Annotated in this window: 18 protein-coding genes; 11 read left to right on the forward strand and 7 right to left on the reverse strand. The window is 46.8% G+C overall.

Annotation, left to right across the window (positions count from 1 at the left end):
* Positions 1-315: 315 nt before the first annotated feature.
* Positions 316-1,200: a LysR family transcriptional regulator gene (locus tag EBO34_RS15850; protein WP_429699525.1), complete on the reverse strand. Its 885-nt coding sequence runs from the start codon at positions 1,198-1,200 to the stop codon at positions 316-318.
* 143 nt (positions 1,201-1,343) lie between these two features.
* Here EBO34_RS15850 and hpaI point away from each other — a divergent pair, with 143 nt between their 5' ends.
* The 9 genes from hpaI (at position 1,344) to EBO34_RS15895 (ending at position 9,739) form a co-directional block, all read left to right on the forward strand.
* Positions 1,344-2,267, forward strand: coding sequence for a 2,4-dihydroxyhept-2-ene-1,7-dioic acid aldolase (hpaI, locus tag EBO34_RS15855; RefSeq protein ID WP_122900378.1), 924 nt, complete (start codon positions 1,344-1,346; stop codon positions 2,265-2,267).
* Between the two features lie 75 nt (positions 2,268-2,342).
* Positions 2,343-3,872: a 5-carboxymethyl-2-hydroxymuconate semialdehyde dehydrogenase gene (hpaE, locus tag EBO34_RS15860; RefSeq protein WP_122900380.1), complete on the forward strand. Its 1,530-nt coding sequence runs from the start codon at positions 2,343-2,345 to the stop codon at positions 3,870-3,872.
* A gap of 132 nt (positions 3,873-4,004) precedes the next feature.
* Positions 4,005-5,480 carry a 4-hydroxyphenylacetate 3-monooxygenase, oxygenase component gene (hpaB, locus tag EBO34_RS15865; RefSeq protein ID WP_122900382.1) on the forward strand — a complete coding sequence of 492 codons (1,476 nt, stop codon included), beginning with the start codon at positions 4,005-4,007 and terminating at the stop codon, positions 5,478-5,480.
* Positions 5,481-5,495: 15 nt separating this feature from the next.
* Positions 5,496-6,482, forward strand: a complete 987-nt coding sequence (gene hpaD / locus EBO34_RS15870; RefSeq protein WP_122900384.1) for a 3,4-dihydroxyphenylacetate 2,3-dioxygenase — start codon at positions 5,496-5,498, stop codon at positions 6,480-6,482.
* A 19-nt stretch (positions 6,483-6,501) separates the two neighbouring features.
* Positions 6,502-6,963 carry a flavin reductase family protein gene (locus tag EBO34_RS15875; protein ID WP_122900386.1) on the forward strand — a complete coding sequence of 154 codons (462 nt, stop codon included), beginning with the start codon at positions 6,502-6,504 and terminating at the stop codon, positions 6,961-6,963.
* 109 nt (positions 6,964-7,072) lie between these two features.
* A complete protein-coding gene (locus EBO34_RS15880; RefSeq protein WP_122900388.1) occupies positions 7,073-7,447 on the forward strand; it encodes a DoxX family protein in 375 nt (124 codons plus the stop codon).
* Positions 7,448-7,591: 144 nt separating this feature from the next.
* Positions 7,592-8,248, forward strand: coding sequence for a lytic transglycosylase domain-containing protein (locus EBO34_RS15885; RefSeq protein WP_122900390.1), 657 nt, complete (start codon positions 7,592-7,594; stop codon positions 8,246-8,248).
* A 168-nt stretch (positions 8,249-8,416) separates the two neighbouring features.
* Positions 8,417-8,794, forward strand: a complete 378-nt coding sequence (locus tag EBO34_RS15890) for a YidH family protein (RefSeq protein WP_122900392.1) — start codon at positions 8,417-8,419, stop codon at positions 8,792-8,794.
* 483 nt (positions 8,795-9,277) lie between these two features.
* Positions 9,278-9,739: an SRPBCC family protein gene (locus EBO34_RS15895; RefSeq protein ID WP_122900395.1), complete on the forward strand. Its 462-nt coding sequence runs from the start codon at positions 9,278-9,280 to the stop codon at positions 9,737-9,739.
* Between the two features lie 25 nt (positions 9,740-9,764).
* On the opposite strand, the gene EBO34_RS15900 is transcribed toward EBO34_RS15895, so the two are convergent.
* The 3 genes from EBO34_RS15900 to EBO34_RS15910 form a co-directional block, all read right to left on the reverse strand.
* Positions 9,765-10,154 carry a 5-carboxymethyl-2-hydroxymuconate Delta-isomerase gene (locus EBO34_RS15900; RefSeq protein WP_122900397.1) on the reverse strand — a complete coding sequence of 130 codons (390 nt, stop codon included), beginning with the start codon at positions 10,152-10,154 and terminating at the stop codon, positions 9,765-9,767.
* 159 nt (positions 10,155-10,313) lie between these two features.
* Positions 10,314-11,066, reverse strand: a complete 753-nt coding sequence (locus EBO34_RS15905) for a fumarylacetoacetate hydrolase family protein (RefSeq protein ID WP_122900399.1) — start codon at positions 11,064-11,066, stop codon at positions 10,314-10,316.
* Between the two features lie 2 nt (positions 11,067-11,068).
* Entirely contained in the window at positions 11,069-11,860 is a 792-nt protein-coding gene (locus EBO34_RS15910) for a fumarylacetoacetate hydrolase family protein (RefSeq protein WP_122900401.1), read from the reverse strand.
* Between the two features lie 147 nt (positions 11,861-12,007).
* Here EBO34_RS15910 and EBO34_RS15915 point away from each other — a divergent pair, with 147 nt between their 5' ends.
* Both EBO34_RS15915 and EBO34_RS15920 read left to right on the forward strand, forming a co-directional pair.
* A complete protein-coding gene (locus EBO34_RS15915) occupies positions 12,008-12,649 on the forward strand; it encodes a nitroreductase family protein (protein WP_122900403.1) in 642 nt (213 codons plus the stop codon).
* 276 nt (positions 12,650-12,925) lie between these two features.
* Positions 12,926-13,216, forward strand: coding sequence for a hypothetical protein (locus tag EBO34_RS15920; RefSeq protein WP_122900405.1), 291 nt, complete (start codon positions 12,926-12,928; stop codon positions 13,214-13,216).
* 255 nt (positions 13,217-13,471) lie between these two features.
* Here the strand turns inward: EBO34_RS15920 and EBO34_RS15925 are convergent, their stop codons facing one another.
* The 3 genes from EBO34_RS15925 to EBO34_RS15935 form a co-directional block, all read right to left on the reverse strand.
* Complete coding sequence (locus EBO34_RS15925; RefSeq protein WP_122900407.1) at positions 13,472-13,996, reverse strand: GNAT family N-acetyltransferase; 525 nt, start codon at positions 13,994-13,996, stop codon at positions 13,472-13,474.
* A 101-nt stretch (positions 13,997-14,097) separates the two neighbouring features.
* On the reverse strand, positions 14,098-14,616 hold the full coding sequence (locus EBO34_RS15930; protein ID WP_122900409.1) for a DinB family protein: 519 nt from the start codon (positions 14,614-14,616) through the stop codon (positions 14,098-14,100).
* 272 nt (positions 14,617-14,888) lie between these two features.
* Complete coding sequence (locus EBO34_RS15935; RefSeq protein WP_122900411.1) at positions 14,889-15,803, reverse strand: IS1595 family transposase; 915 nt, start codon at positions 15,801-15,803, stop codon at positions 14,889-14,891.
* Positions 15,804-16,042 lie beyond the last annotated feature (239 nt).

Raw genomic sequence — 16,042 nt, forward strand, 5'->3', positions numbered from 1 at the left:
AACCCGCTTCCCGCGGAAAGCGAATTATATTTCAGGAGCGATTTATTTGCACCGCATATCTTTTATGTTCGGGTTCTCGATGACTAAAACACTTATGTCCCGGCCTCTTTTCGTTCTTTCGATCATTTCCCGGAAAATAACCCGGATTTCGACACAACCTGTCATTTGAATTGGTTGCTCACCGGCGTACTCGTCACTATGTACAGACTTCTGGATAATACCATGATGAAAAGTTTATTGGAGGCATGGCAGATTCCACTCCTTTTTAGGTGTTTTGCGGTAACACACGCTCCCCGCCCCTGCCACCGGGGATTTTTACATGTCTTTAAACTCCTCCGTAAACCGCCTCGCCTGATTGGACAGATGCCGCTGTTTGAGCCAGATCAACGCGCTTTTTGCCCTCACTTCTGCATCCTCAATGTCAAAAACAGCAAGCTCCGGTGACTGGAAGGAAAGGAGAGTCGACCGAGGCACAATAGTAGCCCCAACGCCTTTGGATACCAAAGATAAAAGCATCGTTACATCAGGGCATTCACAAAGTACTGTCGGCTCGAAATTATGTTTGCGGCACTCTTCCAGAATCATTTCATACTGCCCGGCGCCACTGACGCGGTGCAAAAGAAGAAGCGGAACCCCCTCAAAGGAAGCCATTTGCAACGTCTCATTCATATCTGGTGGGGCCAGATCACGATGAAACACGCCTACATACTCCTCGTCCGGAAGCTGGATGTGATCAAACTCTCTCATTTCAAGAGGAAGTCTCACAATCCCAAGCTCCACATCTCTGTTTTTCACCAGTTCCCCAATCTGATAGGAATCCCCGTCCCTGAGCAAAAAGCTTACGGCAGGATAGGAGGCTCTGAAATCTCTGATTCGTTCAGGCAAATAAGAGAAACATGATTTGACGGTGCCGATTGCGAGTTTGCCCCGAAGACCCTTGTCGCTTTCTTTTACTTCATGGCGGATTTCGTCCATCTCCTGAAGGATCCGCTCGGCTTTTTTCAACAGCAGTGTCCCTGCCTGGGTAAGCTCCATTGTCCGTCCGTTCCGTTCAAACAACATGACACCGAGCTCCGTCTCCAGGGACTTAAGCTGCTGGGAAAGGGGAGGCTGGGCCATATGAAGCCGTCTTGCCGCTTTTGTAATCTGCTTTTCTTCAGCGATGGTGCAGAAGTATTTCAGCTGTTTAATGTCCATTATGGGGACCTCCAAGTGCTATATGTTTTTCGTATTCATTCCATATGAAATCAATATTTCTCATATAGCGTAGCACATGGTACGGTCTATTTGTAGGAATATTCGGATAAGTATGTCTATTTTTCAATAAAAAGGAGAGAGCGTTGATGAGATATGATGAAGCGAAACGAAAATTAAGAGGTTCCATTGCCCCGATAGTGACGCCATTTAAGCAAGATTATTCCATGGATCTGGATAAACTCAAGGAACTGATTGACTGGCATGTGGAGAGTGGAAGCCATGCGATCAGTGTAACGGGAACGACGGGGGAGCCGAGTTCACTCACAGCGGCAGAGCGAATTACCGTAATGGAAACGGCGGCTAAAGCCGTGAACGGCCGGGTTCCGTTCGTACCGGGAACCGGATCGACAAATCATGACGAAACCGTCGACTTGACGAAAAAAGCCCAGGAGATGGGGGCGGATGCAGCACTTGTGATCGTTCCTTATTACAATAAACCTTCCCAGCATGCCCTTTACAAGCACTTCAAGACAGTGGCGGACAGTGTGGACATTCCTCTGATCGTCTACAACATCCCGGGACGAACGGCCACAAATCTTGATGTGAAGACGCTGGCCCGCCTGAGCGAGGACTGCCCGAACATTATTGGGGTGAAAGAATCCAATAAAGACTTTGAGCATATCAACCGTGTGCTGTTAAACTGCGGCAGGGATTTCAACCTTTACTCGGGAATTGAGCTTCTCTGTTACCCGATGCTTGCCATAGGAGGCGCCGGTCACATAAGCGCCACAGCCAATGTGATGCCGGAAAAAGTAGCGGAAATTTACAATGCGTGGGAAGAAGGCGATGTGAAGCGCGCCCAGGACCTTCACTTTGAACTGATGCCCCTAAACGATGTGCTCTTTAAAGACACGAACCCTGCACCCCTTAAAGCAGCCCTTGGTATGATGGGTAAAATTGAGCCGGTTCTCCGGATGCCGATGGACCTTCCGACAGAAGCGCTCCAGAGCGAAATCCGGGAAGTATTGAAAACCTATACCAACGTGGCTGATCAGGTTGTTTCCAAATAAAGTGTAAGCGGATACAAAGGGGCAGTTGCTCCGCCCTTTGATGGAAATGACCAAACATACAGGAGGTTCTCACTTATGACCAAACAAACGGAAACGATTACTGCGACGCAGCTCACTCATGACAGTCAGCTTGCTGATATCAAGCTCTATATAAACGGGGAATTTGTACCTGCGAGTTCAAATGAAACCTTTGAAAATAAGAACCCTTTCACCAACCGTCCCATCAACCAGGTAGCGTCCGGCACCTCAGATGACATTGACCGGGCCGTAACTGCCGCAAAAGCAGCCTTTAAAGGGGAATGGGGACGGCTGAAACTGAAGGACCGACTCGTGTATGTGAACCGCATCGCGGACCTCATTGACGAGCATATCGACGAAATTGCGCCTCTGGAATCACTTGATACAGGTCTTCCGATTCACCAGACGAAAAAGATGGTGGCACGGGCTGCACAGAATTTCCGCTTTTATGCCGAGATGGTTTCAAGCCGCCTCACAGGCGATGCTTATCAGGTAGACGATGAATTTTTAAACTACACCGTCCATAAGCCCGTTGGGGTAGCGGGGCTGATCACGCCGTGGAATGCGCCATTCATGCTGGAAACGTGGAAAATAGCCCCGGCACTCGCAACAGGCAACACTGTAGTTCTAAAGCCGGCCGAATGGTCCCCGCTCACAGCAAACCGACTGGCGGAGATTATCGACAAAGCGGATCTTCCAAAGGGCGTATTCAACGTTGTTCACGGGTTTGGTGAAACAGCGGGAGCAGCCCTTGTGGCACACCCTGATGCGCCGCTTATCTCGTTTACAGGTGAAACGAAAACCGGTTCTGAAATTATGAAAAACGGAGCCGATCCGTTAAAGCGCTTTTCCATGGAGCTTGGCGGCAAATCCCCGATTATTGTGTTTGACGACTGCGATGTTGACCGGGCGATCGATGCGTGTACGTGGGGTATTTTCTCCTTCAACGGCGAACGATGTACGGCAAATTCACGGTTGTTTATCCACGAAAACCTTTACGACACATTTGTTGAACAGCTCATTGACCGGGTGAAAAACATCCGTGTCGGCGATCCCCTTGATGACAAAACCCAGGTCGGCCCGCTTATTCATACCGACCACTATGAAAATGTGAAACGATATCTCGGCATTGCAGAAGAAGAAGGGGCCCGGGTTATCAGCGGCTATGTTGATGAAACGTATGCGGATGGGAACTTTGTGCCGCCGACGCTGCTGTTAGACGTAAACAACAAAATGACCGTGGCTCAGGAAGAGATATTCGGTCCGGTGATGTCAGTGATGACGTTTAAAGATGAACAAGAAGTGGTGGAAATGGCCAACGATGTACGATACGGCCTGGCCGGGTACGTGTGGACAAACGACATGAAGCGGGGACACCGTGTTGCCCAGGCAGTGGATGCGGGAATGATGTGGGTGAACTCGCAGAACGTAAGAGATCTGCGTACGCCGTTTGGCGGCTCCAAGCACAGCGGCATCGGCCGGGAAGGCGGCTACTATGCCTTTGAATTTTACACGGAGATCCAGGTTGTGCACGTAGCACTGAGCGATCACCCGATTCCGCAGTTTGGAAAAGAGAAGCGGATTTAGGCAGACCTGCGCTGAGGGTGAATAATTTATCGTTTTTAATGAATGAGTTTTCACTTTAACTCGATTATTTTTCGGTTCAGCCCAGTTATTTTTCACTTTCACCACCTCATCCATATAAAAGGGGGAAACAACATGCCGGCGAAAACAGGTGACCAGTATATCAGCCGCTTGAAAAAAGCGAGCAACAATATTTATCTCCACGGAGAAAGAGTCGAAGATGTAACCGAGCATCCGGGACTTAAAAACGTCGTGAAATCAATGGCGAAACTGTACGACCTTCAATTCGAAAAACCGGAAAAAATGCTTTATACCTCTCCAACATCCGGAGAGAAAGTGGGTATGACGTTCCTTCAGCCCACATCGGTTGACGATCTGATCAAGCGCCGCGAAGCGATTCAGGAGTGGGCGCGGACGTCCGGAGGAATGCTGGGACGCTCCCCTGATTACCTGAACGCAGAAGTGATGGCCATGGGCATGAACAATGAACTGTTCACAGAAGCTGACCCAATGTTTGCCGAAAACGCCCGGAAGTATTACGAGTTTGCAAGAGAAAACGACATCAGCCTTACCCACACTCTCATCCATCCCCAGGTGAACCGGGCGAAAGCCCAGCACCAGCAGAAGGATGCAAATGTGGCTCTTCACCTTGTGGAGAAAAAAGACGACGGGATTATCGTGGACGGGATCCGGCTTTTAGCCACCCAGGGCGGCATCACAGACGAGATTCTCGTTTTTCCTTCAACGGTTAAAAAAGCAGGGGAACTGGATGATCCGTATTCCCTCGCCTTTGCGATTCCGAACAACACGCCGGGACTGAAGTACTTGAGCCGTGAGTCCTTTGACTACGGGAAAAGCGAGTGGGATCACCCGCTGTCCTCCCGTTTTGAAGAAGGGGATGCTATCGTATCCTTCGAAAACGTGTTTGTACCGTGGGAGAGGGTATTTGTCTGCGGTAACTCGTCCATCTGCAACCGGACGTTCAGAGAGACGAACGCCGTTGTTCATATGGCCCATCAGGTTGTGGCGAAAAACATCGTGAAGACTGAATTTCTTCTCGGTACGGCTCTCAGCATGATGGATGCGATCGGCATCGATCAGTTCCAGCACGTCCAGGACAAAGGAACCGAGATCATGCTTACGCTGGAGACGATGAAATCTCACCTGTACCGGGCGGAGCATAATGCGAAGCTTGATAAATCCGGTACGATGACGCCTGATTTTGACGCTCTTAACGCTGCCCGGAACTGGTATCCGAGAGTGTATCCGCGACTTGTTGAAATCCTCCGTGTGCTTGGAGCGTCAGGTCTGATGGGAACACCGACGGAGGCAGACTTTGCCCACGAGGAAATCGGACCGATCCTGAACCGCGGACTTCAGGGGAAAAACCTTGAAGGGTTTGAGCGGGTTCAGCTGTTCCGTCTAGCATGGGACATGACCATGAGTGCGTTCGGAAGCCGCCAGATGCATTACGAGTATTACTTCTTCGGTGATCCGGTCCGCATGGGAATGACGTATTTCGATCAATACGAAAAAGACACATACAAACAGTACGTACAGGACTTTCTTAACCAGTCTGTGGCTAAAAAACCGAACGTATCAAAGGTGTAGAAGGAGGCGCTGACAATGGACTTTAATATTATCCGGACAGGACGAGCGGTTTTGAATGTAAAAGATCTTGAGCGTTCCAAAGCGTTTTACGTGGATGCCCTTGGCTTTATTGAAACGGAAGCTGACGACCGGCACGTTTACCTTCGTGGCCTTGAAGAACACAACCACCATTCGCTGCTTCTGAAAAAAGCAGAGGAGCCGTCAGTCGAAGTGATCGGCTACAAAGTTTACGACGATACGGATCTGGAGCGACTCGACCGCCTTTTTTCACAAAAAGGACTTGAAATCCGGTGGATGGAACGTGGAACTCAGCACGCAGTGGGGCGTACTCTCCGTGTGCAGGATGTGAGCGGGCTGCCTCTTGAGTTTTATGCGGAGATGGAGACGGTGGAGCGCATGCTTCAGCGCTATGATCTGTATAAGGGTGCGCGTGTGCAGCGGATTGATCATTTTAACTGTATGGTCCGTGACGTGGAAAAAGCGTATGAATTTTATACGAAAGAGCTGGGATTTGCCTGCTCGGAATATACTGCTGCTGAGGATGAGAAAATCTGGGCAGCGTGGCTACACAGAAAGCCAAGCGTTCATGATGTGGCATTTATGAACGGGAATGGTCCCCGTCTGCATCATATCGGCTACTGGCTGAGTGATCAGATGAGTCTGATTCATGCGTGCGATGTTCTGGCAGCGATGGGTTATACGGAAAACATTGAGCGCGGGCCGGGGCGCCACGGGTTGTCCAATGCGTTTTTCCTTTATTTGCGGGATCCTGACGGTCACAGAATTGAGCTCTACAACGGGGATTACCTGACGAGCGACCCGGATTTCAAACCGGTCCGCTGGGATATTAACGACCCCCGCCGTCAGACGTTCTGGGGTCATGCGGCACCGGACAGCTGGTTTAATGAAGCGAGTGCGGTGCAGAATGTGCTGGCTCCAGAGAAGCTGATGGAGACAGGTGAGCCGACTCTTAAACAGCGAAAACCGACATTTGTGATTTAAAAAAGGAGGAGTCCGACCAATGGACGACCAGTTATTTAAGCGGGCAATGGGGAAATTTGCAACCGGTGTGACGGTTGTGACGACAGAGGTTGGAGAAAACGTTCACGGGATGACAGCGAATGCGTTCATGAGTGTTAGTCTTGACCCGAAGCTGATTGTCATTTCCGTTGCCAACAAAGCGACGATGAAGGGCTATCTGGATAACGCTGGTTCGTTTGCCGTAAGCATGCTTGCCGACAACCAGGCTGATCTGAGTATGTATTTTGCCGGCCAGAAAAAAGATGACAAAAGCGTTGAGTTTGATGTGTTTGACAACATGCCTGTCCTTCACGGGGCGATTGCCACGATCACGTGTGATGTGCACAATACGCACCTGGAAGGAGATCACACCCTTTACATCGGGCGGGTACGGGATATCCGCGTTGATGACGAAGGAAAGCCTCTCGCGTACTTCTCAGGAAAGTATTACGACCTGGCATAATTGTAAAGGATCAAACCCGGCATCTGTAAAAAGGTGCCGGGTTTATTTATGGGTTTGTTTCCGCCGGGAAAGGGAACGTTTAGAGAGAAATAAGAAAGGTGGCAGATGTATGAAAAAGGTTTTGAGAGCACTGTATTCCGTGCTTCTCTTCACAGCAGGAGTTTTACATTTTGTACATGAACGCGGGTTTCGTAAAATCGTTCCCAAACAGCTTCCTTTCAGGAAGGCCATCGTCCTCATTTCAGGTGCACTGGAGATCGTGTTCGCCATTCTTCTCTGGGTAAAAAAAGGGCAGGAGATTACGGGCAAATTGCTGGCCCTGTTTATGGTCGCTATATTCCCGGCCAATGTGTACATGGCAAAAAAGAAAATCTCCTTTACCCCTGGGAAACCTACCAGCCCGTGGATTCTGTGGCTGCGCCTTCCCCTGCAGATTCCCCTTATTATTGGAGCCTTAAAGCTTGGGAGGAAAAAAGACGATTAGGCGCCGGAAGTAAATACCCACAGTGAATCCGTTACTTAAAAAGGTGCCGGGTCTTTTTTTGCATGTAAGATAAGTTACGTGAAGTTGACTGCGGTTATCGTGTAAAATGAAACGAAGACGGAAGAGACGGGAGGTGCGGAATGGATGAGTCAGCGTAAGCCATACAGAAAACAACCAAAGAAACGTAAGAAAGGCGGCGGCTTTCCTGTCCCGCACAGCCTGAAGGTGTTCAGTGCCGTGCTGCTGATTGTTTTTCTCGTGATCGGTATCGCGGGCAGCATAGACTGGGATCAACATCTGCCTGAACGAGGGGGAGATGAGGTTCCCCAGGAGTATCTGCCGATTTATAAAGCTGCTGAAGAGGAGTACGGGGTGCCGTGGAACCTTCTTGCAGCCATCCACCGTATGGAGACAATCTTTTCCACAATGGATCCCCTTTTATCGCCGGTTGGCGCTGAAGGTCATATGCAGTTCATGCCCTGTACGTGGACGGGCTGGTCCCATCCCACGTGCGGAGGCCTTGGGGAAGGGGATATCCCTGAGGACGTGAAGACAGACCCTGAACAGATTGAAACCTACGGGGGTTATGGTGTTGATGCAACGGGAAACGGTGTTGCCGATCCTTTTGATATTGAAGATGCCATTTACTCAGCAGCAAACTATTTAGCCGCCAGCGGTGCTGCGGACGGGGAGTACGAAAGGGCGGTTTATGCCTATAACCGGGCTGATTGGTACGTGGAGGACGTCATTGCCTACGCCGACCGGTATGTAGCCGAAGAAGAGGAAGGTTCAGCAGAATAAAAAACATCTCAAAGCAACGGGGGCAATACAGCTCCGTTGCTTATTTTAACGGCTAAATTGAAAGCGAACAGAGAAAAGTATAGAAACGGGATGATCAAAAGGAAGCATCGTGCTATAATGGTTATATACCCAAGGGGGTATAAATGGATTTTCAGGGAGTGAACAGATATGGAAAAAAATCCGGACTCCAAAACATTGGAATCACAATACATTCAGCAGCATCTGGCCAACGAACGGACGTTTCTTGCCTGGGTCAGGACTGCTCTTGCTCTAAAAGGCATCGGCTTTCTGGCTACCAGTCTTCATTTTACGACACTGATGCATGAACACTATTCCTATACGTTGGCAATTACGATCAGCGTGGCTTCCTTTACAGCCGGACTTCTGATCATCAGCACGGCTCTCTATCTTTATTTACGGAACAGAAAGGCAATCAACGCCCAGCAGTTTACCTCATCAAGCGTGGCAATCGTTTCAATCAGTATTGTCGTCATTCTTGTTTTATTCCTTCTTTTAACGTACTTTTTGACATCTTCTACTCCATAATTTTTCTGATTGTATTGAAAGGATTTATAAAAGGTCATTTTTGATCGCTGTTTTCGTATAAATTGTTGATCTTACAATGGTAACTTTAGTCGCGGTTTTCCTGCTTCTTCCTCTACTAGCGTATTGCTTCGAAGTGTCTGCGTCGAAGCAACTCGACGTTAATTCTTGATGTAAACGCTTGTCGCTGGAGTCGCCGCCATTGGCTTCATTCTTTATGTTGAAAAGCAACAATTTATTTGAAAACAGCTTTTTGATTTATACGAATTGATTGAAGTGAAAGTAAACACCTAACTTAACTGAGCCTGTTTTAAAGAAAACAGTGGCCTCGCTTTGCCTTTACAGGGTCCCGCCTGTCCCGCACTTCTGCCGGGGTCTCGCGTATTCCGCTAAACTACGCACTATTTTCGTGTGCAAAGGCGTGTAAGGACTAGCATGTGTATTTGTTTTTCCAAAGGAAGCTTTATAAGGGAGGGGAGAATAGTCATGATTAAGTGGAAAGAAGAGCGGCTGATGGAAACTGATATCGAGACGGTCTGGACGCTGTTCTCAGATGAGCAGATTCAAAACATAATGCCAAAGGTGAAGGAACACACCCTTATCCATAAAGAAGACGGCGTTGTCGGATCGAAGTACAGGCAGAAATACGAGGAAGGCAAACGGGTCGAAACGTACACTGTCCATGTTCTCGGATATGAAGAAACAGCAGAGGAAAAATACCTGAAGCTCGGCTTCGTTCTGGCTAAAATGTTTGATATTACGTTTTCGTTTACTCTCATCAAAGCCGCGGAGTCACAAACGGTATTTATTTACGAGGGCAGGAACAAAGGGGTCAACTTTGCCGGCAGAACATTGTTAAAACTGGGTGGCGAAAAAAACAACAAAAAAGTAGTCGATGATTTCATGGACACGGTTCAGGCAGAAGCCTCAAAAAGTGCAGGGCAGTAAAAATAAGCAGCGGGTGCTCCGCTGCTTATTTTCTGTATCGTCCATGTATGTTATTTTTCTTCATCGTGCCGGCCTCGCTGAATTCCACGAGCTCAAGGCTCAAAGCGAGGTAGCGGCGTTCGTAAACGTCTGCAAAATGGTCGGTTACCACTTCGAACACAGCTTCACTCGTGCCGGTCTTGTCCTTTTCTGATCGACCGGCGCCGATTTTTACCGTTACGTGTACAAAGGCATCATTTTTATGGGTGCCGTCAGCAACGACGTAATCAGAGAGAGGGAGTGCACGGGAGCGGATCCCTCCGACTGGGAAGATATCCTGGCGGTCAACGAACACCTGATTGATTTTTCCGAGGAGGTGGTGAATGTCTGTCTCCTCTTTCAGATTATCGGTGTATTCTACGGTTATATGAGGCATCGGATCTCCTTTCTTTACTGTGATGCAGGTGTCTGCCTTTTATGGCAGGTTCTGCTTTCCATCATCTACAATGACTGCGTCGATCGGCAGGTCACCCCGTTTTCCTGCTTCTTCTGCGAGGAGAAGGGCTTCTTTTATAAAAGCCGTATAATCATGATTTTACTCACTTTTCAGCTCTCGTGTAATGGTATTTTTTAGACTGCCGAGGCCTTCAATCTCAGTCACAACTTCATCACCCACGGCTACATTAACTGTTCCTTTTGGTGTGCCTGTGAGGATCACGTCGCCCACACTCAGCGTCATGAAGCTGCTTAAATATTCGATGAGTTCGGGTATGCCGAAAATCATATTCGCTGTGGTGCCTTCCTGAGTCACTTCTCCATTCACATACGTACGGAGCGTCAGGTTCATCGGGTCGGGAATGTCTTCGGCGTCTACAAACCAAGGGCCGATCGGTGTACAGTAATCCCGGTTTTTAACTCTGAGGTTTGGCCGGTAATAGTTTTCAAGATAATCACGAAACGCATAGTCGTTGGTGATCGTGTAGCCGGCAATGTATTCGTACGCTTCCTCTTTTTTCACGTTACGGGCCACTTTCCCGATTACAACGGCCAGTTCGCATTCGTAATGCATAAATGTAACGTCATCAGGACGTTCAGTTGCCCCGTTATGGCCGACGAATGTGTTTGGTCCTTTTAAAAAGACAAGGGGTTCCGTCGGGGCATTAAAGGCCAGTTCGCTTGCGTGATCAGCATAATTCAACCCTAAAGCGAACGCGGTCTGCGGTTCAAAGGGCGGCAGCCACTGAACGGCTTCCTCATTTATGAGCCTGCCGCTGGCGAGGCGAAGCTTCCCGTCCAGGGGGGTGACGTCGTGTATGGCTCCTTGATAAACAACCCGGGCGCGTCTCATGGTTATCTGCCTCCTTTCACGGTCAATTCGTTCTCGTGCTTAACGGTGTTTTCCAAAAATCCGACACCGTCGATGTGAATCCGGACCTGGTCATTTGCTTTGATTAATGGAGCATCTTCGGGTACCCCAACAAGTAGGGTGTCCCCGGGATTTAACGTCATAAACGCGGTTACGTCTTCAATGAGCTCAGCAATTGAGCGGATGAGATTTTCTGTTGTATTTTCAAGAACAAGCTTTCCGTTTACCCACGTCCGGATTGTCAGGTTGTCCGGAGAATCGAGGCTTCCCTGCTCTACAATCCACGGGCCGATCGGACAGAATCCGTCTCTTGCCCGATGTTTAACAGCCGGACGAAACACGCTTTCGTGAGGAACAGTAACATCATTTGCTACGGTGTAACCGGTTACAAAATGGAGGGCTTCTCCTTTTTTCACCCTGGAAGCCGTGCGGCCGATTACAACGCCGAGAGTAGGCCCTGCCTGGAGCTGGTCGATACCCTGAGGGAGAGGAATCGGCTGGTTGTGGCTTGTGAGGGTGTTTTTCGGCTTTATGTATAAGATTGGAGCTTGGGGCGGCTTTTTATAAGGGTCCTGATAAACGGCGTCCCCCATTTTCGCCAAAGCCCCTTTGAAGTTTAAAAGTGTGCCGTATACAGTCCCTGAAACGATTGTATCGTATTGAAGTTCCTCAATATTTCGCTGAACTCCTTCGTACTTGAGGCTGGCCTGAACCTGGTCAAAAGAAGCAACGAGTGCGTCGCGCTGACCGGCAAGCTTGACTCTTACTTTTTGCATACTACCACTCCTTTAATTCTGAATGTTCACTCTATTAGTATAACACCCGTTGTGGAAAATTGGTAAAGTCGTCCTCTTTGAGCTCTGGCAGTGGTCTTGTTATACTGAAAAAATGAACGACCACACAGAAAAAGGAGATGACTAGATATGTCTATGACAGCACATCAGCAAGATCTGGGTCTTTTTCAAACCATAAATGAGCGTCACTCTGTACGAAACTACGATCCTGAAGTGAAAATCTCTGAGGAAGAGATTAACGAAATATTGGAAGCAGCAACAAAGGCTCCATCATCCTGGAACCTGCAGCACTGGAAGTTTCTCGTGATTGACGATGAGAAGAAAAAAGAAGAGCTCCTTCCGATTGCCTACAATCAGCAGCAGGTTGTGGACTCCTCAGCGGTGATTGCGATTCTTGGTGATCTTAAGGCAAACGAAAACGCAGAAGAGGTGTATCAGGGAGCCGTGGAGAACGGGTTCATGCCTGAACAGGTGAAGGATACCCTTGTGGGCCAGATCAACAATGCATACGAAGGGGATACGCCGTTTCCACGTGACGAGGCAGTTCTGAATGCGTCTCTTGCGTCCATGAATCTGATGCTCGCAGCGAAAGCAAAAGGCTACGACACGTGCCCAATGGGCGGCTTCCAGCGAGGGAAGTTCGTCGAGCAGTTTAACGTACCGGAGCGCTACGTACCAGTTATGCTTCTTACTGTCGGTAAAGCTGCTAAGCCTGCCCACCAGTCAGCCCGCTTTGAACTGGACCGTGTCGTTGTGAAAAATAGCTTCTAAATCTTTTTGAACAGCTCTCTGATGAGGGCTGTTTTTTTATTTTGTTGACGCTAAGTGGAGAATAGGAGGTGCTAAAGGCAGAATAATTCCGGTGAATTGTATAATAGCCGCTGCTAAACGTATAATAGCCGCATCTAACTGCAAAATAGCCACACCTAAACGTAAAATCACCTTGGCATGAAGAGGTGCTGCCTTGTCAACTGCCGCCTTATTTGTTTAAAAAACCTCCAACAGGGTATTTCCTAACTATCTACCCAAACCTGGAGGTGCACGAATATGGCACGACCTGTTGTAGCAGTGATGGATTCCATGGACCAAAAAGACGATGTGTTTAACGAGCTCATTAATGATAAAGGATACAGCGAAAACGATATTACGATTATCTCCAAAGAAGACGAAGAAGCGAAGCACTACACCCGCTACTTTGAACAGGGTGATTTTGTCGTAACCGTTGAAGTGGAAAAGGATATCGGCAAGCCTCACAAACGGGATCCGGAAGAGCGGATGAAAGCAGATCCCCTGATCCAGACCCATCAGCCCCATCACCACATGAAGCGCGGTTTATAAAGTAAAATGAGTATTCCGTTGCCTCAGAATGTTGATGATCAAAAAAAAGCAGACTAGATATCTGCTTTTTTAGATCCTCTCTAATTCAACTAACGCTCCCGTTTGTTTAAGTGTATTACTTCACAATTTCATGGATGTACTTAATTTGAAAGTTCTCTTTTAATGAGATTACTCTTTCTTCGTATGTCACTGGTCACTGGCAATAGTGTTCAAAAGCAGTCTATAAACCTTCTGTTGCTTTAACTTCGACCAGCTTTAGCCTAAGTCCGAAAGCAGCATTCCATATATAATGCTATCTGTCCATTCATCCTTATTCCAAAAATCCTGAATGAAATGGGCTTCTTTTCTCATCCCTATACGTTCACACAATTTTTGTGATGATTTATTTCTTGCATCAAGGTTGGCTTGTATACGATGAACATTAAACTCATCAAATAACTTACTGACTAAACCACCAACTGCTTCTGATGCGTAACCCCTTCCTGCGAATTTGTCAGAAAAGCTATAGCCAATTTCAACAGTATCTTTCATATCTGTATACCACACAGATAAATCACCTATTACTTGAGTTTGGTTTACTACAGCCAAACTTAAAGTTGTATCTTTTGTGAGTACACTGTTTTCTAACTTTTTATTGAATTTTTCCTGCATATTTTCATATGTCCATTTATCATGCAAGAGATATTTACATGTATCCTCGTTATTGTAAATATGGAATACATCTTGCAAGTCTTCACTCCGATACATCCTAATTGTTAATCTCTCAGTAAAAAATTCCAAAAAAACTCCTCCTTCAATTGCTTGTTAAGCTAAACTCCCCCATACCGCCATAACAGATGGTACAGTACTTAAACTATCGCTATCCGTTAGTTACACAAGATTTACTTATGTCGTAACAGTCTCTTGATTGTTCTAATCTGTCCTCGATGATTTATTTCGTCCTCCATAACGTGAAACCATAAATAATAGTTATTATAAGGAACTCCATTACCCCATTTATTCTCTTCAAATAACCAGCTATCTTTTTTTGATTTCAGATATGTGAGTGTATTTTCTCTAACTCGTGATAGTTCATCTAAATAATAATCAATAGAATGATTTCTAATCACTTCTCTTGCCTTATCTCCTATTTCTAAAGCTGGTCCCCACTTTAAGTATTCATCTTTTGTTAAATCTCTCTCTTCAAACGAGATAACTTGATGAACAAACTCAATTGATGCAATATGTAGTAAAAGAGAACCTATTGAATTTGAACTATCATGTGGTAAACAATCTAACTCGCTTTGATTTAGTTGTGAGATATCATGCAATGTAACTTCCCTCGAATGTTCAAGCATACATACAAGTTCCCCAACTTTTTCAGTAAAGCTATCATTTGTTTTTATTTTATAATCAACCATCAATCTACCTCCTATCTCTTGCAAACAACAATACCAGCAAAATGGAATATTGGAAGACTGATAATTCGGGAAAATATGTGATATAATTTAATTGAATATTGAAAGGCAACCTGATGAATCAGTGTTGCCTTTTTAAAATTCCTCTTATTAAATTATCCTCCCCCGTTAGTTTAAGTACATCACTGCACAAGATCTTTCCTTATTTTAACATACCGCTGGTTTCATCGGTGTGTTTCTATAGAAGAAGGTGGAACCTTCCTTATCTTTTGCGATCATGATCTCACGAGTTCACGATGGGTAATTGTTTTCGTCCCCACACAATGGTGAAGCAGCCGACTAAACAATTGATCTTCATGCCTTCTTCGATTAAATCGGTAACAGAATTCATCCAGGTACGCTTGAAGGTGCCTGGAACCCAAGCCATGAAACGCCCCGCCTACAAGTGCTTTAGCATTGGATAACACCGTATGGAGCCAGCGAAGGTGATCAGGATTTTTCTTTGGGTTATAGACATGGTATTCGTGCGTGTACCCTTGCTCTTCCAGTTTTCGATAAGAATGGTACGCGTCGCTGCTAATCACTGATCCATCTTGGATGTGACGTTCGGCAAAGCCAATTAACGTTTGGCTTTTGATATTTGGGACGACTTCCATCTTTAAAAACAGTGGGTGTCCTTTTCTGTTTAACGATAATCCGATCAAGACCTTTGTTTTCTTCGTGCCCCGACCTCTTTTTCCACCTTCTCTAGGTGCTCCAAATAACGCATCGTCCATCTCAACGATACCTGCTAATTTATAGTTTGCGTCTCGCATTTTCATGGCCCGTCTGATTTTATGAAGCATGAGCCATGCGGTTTTATACGTGACTTCCACTTCTTTGGCTATCTTCATGGCCGACACCCCTCTTTTATCGGAGGCGACGAGATAGATCGCGAGGAACCATTTGGATAAGTCGGTTCTCGTTTTCTCCATGATAGTGCCAACCGTTACCGTCGATTGGTAACGGCAATCCTTGCATTCGTATAGCTTGAGCTTACGTGTATTGGTAACATAACATTCTTGATGATCGCACTTTTCACATGCGAACCCGTTTGGCCATTTTAACTGGAACAACTGATCATGACAGGCCTCTTCTGTGGCGAACTGCTTTTGAAACGTGAGTAGATTCATAGTCGTGTACGTGGTCATCAAGATTCCCCCTAAAGAACGAATGTTTTTAGCAGTATATCAAACATTGTTCTTTTAGTATGGCTACTGAGCAAAAGGAATACTCACATAAAGTAAAAGAGAGTTTCAAAGAACGAAAGCAGACTGGCAGCGGCTTCTGTACTCTTTCAATGAAGGTCACTCAAAAGATCAAAATAGATCGGCAAAGGCTACGCTCATTGCTTCGAGGTTGATCCAAAAGGTAAAAAACGCCCTTTTGG

It is taken from the genome of Alteribacter keqinensis (assembly GCF_003710255.1).
Lineage (GTDB): Bacteria > Bacillota > Bacilli > Bacillales > Salisediminibacteriaceae > Alteribacter > Alteribacter keqinensis.

Coding starts and splice junctions, on each gene's coding strand:
- hpaI (WP_122900378.1), top strand. CDS start 1,344: ATGAGATATGATGAAGCGAAACGAAAATTAAGAGGTTCCATTGCCCCG.
- hpaE (WP_122900380.1), top strand. CDS start 2,343: ATGACCAAACAAACGGAAACGATTACTGCGACGCAGCTCACTCATGAC.
- hpaB (WP_122900382.1), top strand. CDS start 4,005: ATGCCGGCGAAAACAGGTGACCAGTATATCAGCCGCTTGAAAAAAGCG.
- hpaD (WP_122900384.1), top strand. CDS start 5,496: ATGGACTTTAATATTATCCGGACAGGACGAGCGGTTTTGAATGTAAAA.
- EBO34_RS15875 (WP_122900386.1), top strand. CDS start 6,502: ATGGACGACCAGTTATTTAAGCGGGCAATGGGGAAATTTGCAACCGGT.
- EBO34_RS15880 (WP_122900388.1), top strand. CDS start 7,073: ATGAAAAAGGTTTTGAGAGCACTGTATTCCGTGCTTCTCTTCACAGCA.
- EBO34_RS15885 (WP_122900390.1), top strand. CDS start 7,592: ATGAGTCAGCGTAAGCCATACAGAAAACAACCAAAGAAACGTAAGAAA.
- EBO34_RS15890 (WP_122900392.1), top strand. CDS start 8,417: ATGGAAAAAAATCCGGACTCCAAAACATTGGAATCACAATACATTCAG.
- EBO34_RS15895 (WP_122900395.1), top strand. CDS start 9,278: ATGATTAAGTGGAAAGAAGAGCGGCTGATGGAAACTGATATCGAGACG.
- EBO34_RS15900 (WP_122900397.1), bottom strand. CDS start 10,154: ATGCCTCATATAACCGTAGAATACACCGATAATCTGAAAGAGGAGACA.
- EBO34_RS15905 (WP_122900399.1), bottom strand. CDS start 11,066: ATGAGACGCGCCCGGGTTGTTTATCAAGGAGCCATACACGACGTCACC.
- EBO34_RS15910 (WP_122900401.1), bottom strand. CDS start 11,860: ATGCAAAAAGTAAGAGTCAAGCTTGCCGGTCAGCGCGACGCACTCGTT.
- EBO34_RS15915 (WP_122900403.1), top strand. CDS start 12,008: ATGTCTATGACAGCACATCAGCAAGATCTGGGTCTTTTTCAAACCATA.
- EBO34_RS15920 (WP_122900405.1), top strand. CDS start 12,926: ATGGCACGACCTGTTGTAGCAGTGATGGATTCCATGGACCAAAAAGAC.
- EBO34_RS15930 (WP_122900409.1), bottom strand. CDS start 14,616: ATGGTTGATTATAAAATAAAAACAAATGATAGCTTTACTGAAAAAGTT.
- EBO34_RS15935 (WP_122900411.1), bottom strand. CDS start 15,803: ATGACCACGTACACGACTATGAATCTACTCACGTTTCAAAAGCAGTTC.